1 protein-coding gene and 1 pseudogene are annotated in these 1,650 nt (G+C 31.4%); both read left to right on the forward strand.

Annotation, left to right across the window (positions count from 1 at the left end; all coding sequences use genetic code 11):
• A partial coding sequence (locus tag BG20_RS04800) for an STT3 domain-containing protein (protein ID WP_272480956.1) occupies positions 1–1,216 on the forward strand: 1,216 nt, incomplete at its 5' end.
• Positions 1,213–1,650, forward strand: a pseudogene (locus BG20_RS13165) (hypothetical protein); the annotation flags it as partial. The gene BG20_RS04800 and the pseudogene BG20_RS13165, both read left to right, overlap by 4 nt.

Here is a 1,650-nt window from a genome sequence, read left to right on the forward strand (position 1 = left end):
TTGGGAGTTAAATGAATTTGATCCATTTTTTAATTATAGAGCTACACAATACATAGTTGATAATGGAATAAATGCGTATTATCAATGGAATGATAATTTAAGTTGGTATCCACATGGTAGAGATGTCTCTCAAACTTCACAAATTACACTTCACTTAACTGCTGCATTGACATATTGGATTTTTGGTGGAGGTATGCAACTCTATGACTTTGCCATTTTATTTCCTGTAATTTTTGGTTCACTTAGTGGTATTGTGATTTTTGCATTAGTTAGAGTGATAGGTGGTACAACTGCTGGATTGTTTTCTGCATTACTCTTTTCTGTTTCATTGCCAATGATATTAAGAGGTACTATAGGTTGGTTCAAATCTGAACCTCTTGGGTTGTTTTTTGGTCTTTTAGCACTCTATTTTTTGCTTAGTGGTATTATCTCTAAAAATAAAAAAATAGCTATTGTAAAATTGATTGCGGCGGGAATTACAGTACCTTTATCAATTTCCTCATGGGGTGGAAGCCAATTTTTTATTATTCCAATCGGAATATTCTTTCTTACATTACCATTTCTAAGAACTGATCATAAATTTCTACTATGGTCAATTCCACTCTTTACTGCAACAGTTTTTTTAGTATCTCTGAATTTTGAAAGATTAGCATCAAGTTTTATCTTTGGATTGGGAGGTATTTCGTTGATAGTTCCAACGATTTTTGTAATATCTTGTATTTTTATTCAAAGTAAAAGTAATGAAACCAAAAAAACTAGAAATGGATTGTTGTTCTTAGCATCCATTTTGATCATTGGTACCGTACTATTGATAATTAATGCAAGTGCTGAATTTTTACCGTTACCAAGCTATCGATATCTCAACGCAATAAATCCATTTTTAACCACTTCTGTTCCTCTAGTGGATTCTGTTGCAGAACATGCAAGTACCACAATTGGACAATCCTTTTTCTTTCACTCAATTCTAATGATTTTTGCGGGATTGGGAATTTGGTTAATCATAAAAAATAACAAGACAAAAGAATCTAGTTTTATTAAAAATGACATGCTTTCATTTTCATTAATAATTGGATTAATTGGAATCTATGTTAGCTCTGCATTTGTAAGATTAGAAGTATTTGCATCATTATCTCTAATAATACTTTCTTCAATAGGACTATCTATACTTGTAAAAGAGATACTAAAAAATACAGAATATAAAAAATTTAAAATTTGATAATCAAATCTTCATTTCTTGTTGGAATAATTATTCTTTTGATGATCCCTCTCTCTTTTCCCTCAAATGGAAATTGGGTTTCAGCAGTAAAAACTCCTCCTACAATTCTAAATGGTGGTTCTTCTTATCCTGTAAGTACTGATGATTGGCTAGAAACAATGGAATGGATAAAAAATAACACTCCTAAAGATGCTGTAGTTGCATCTTGGTGGGATTATGGATACTGGATATCTACATTGGGAGAAAGAGCAACAATTGCAGATAATTCTACATTAAATACTTGGATAATCAAAAATCTTGCAATAATGCTTATGAGTTCTCCTGATAAAGGATGGCAAATGCTTAATGATATGCAGGCTGATTATGTTGTAGTTTTTGTTGCAGGTCAAAGATTAGGAGTGGATAATGTAGATCAACCTCTTTACGTATTACAA

The sequence above is a fragment of the Candidatus Nitrosarchaeum limnium BG20 genome (assembly GCF_000241145.1).
Taxonomy (GTDB): domain Archaea; phylum Thermoproteota; class Nitrososphaeria; order Nitrososphaerales; family Nitrosopumilaceae; genus Nitrosarchaeum; species Nitrosarchaeum limnae.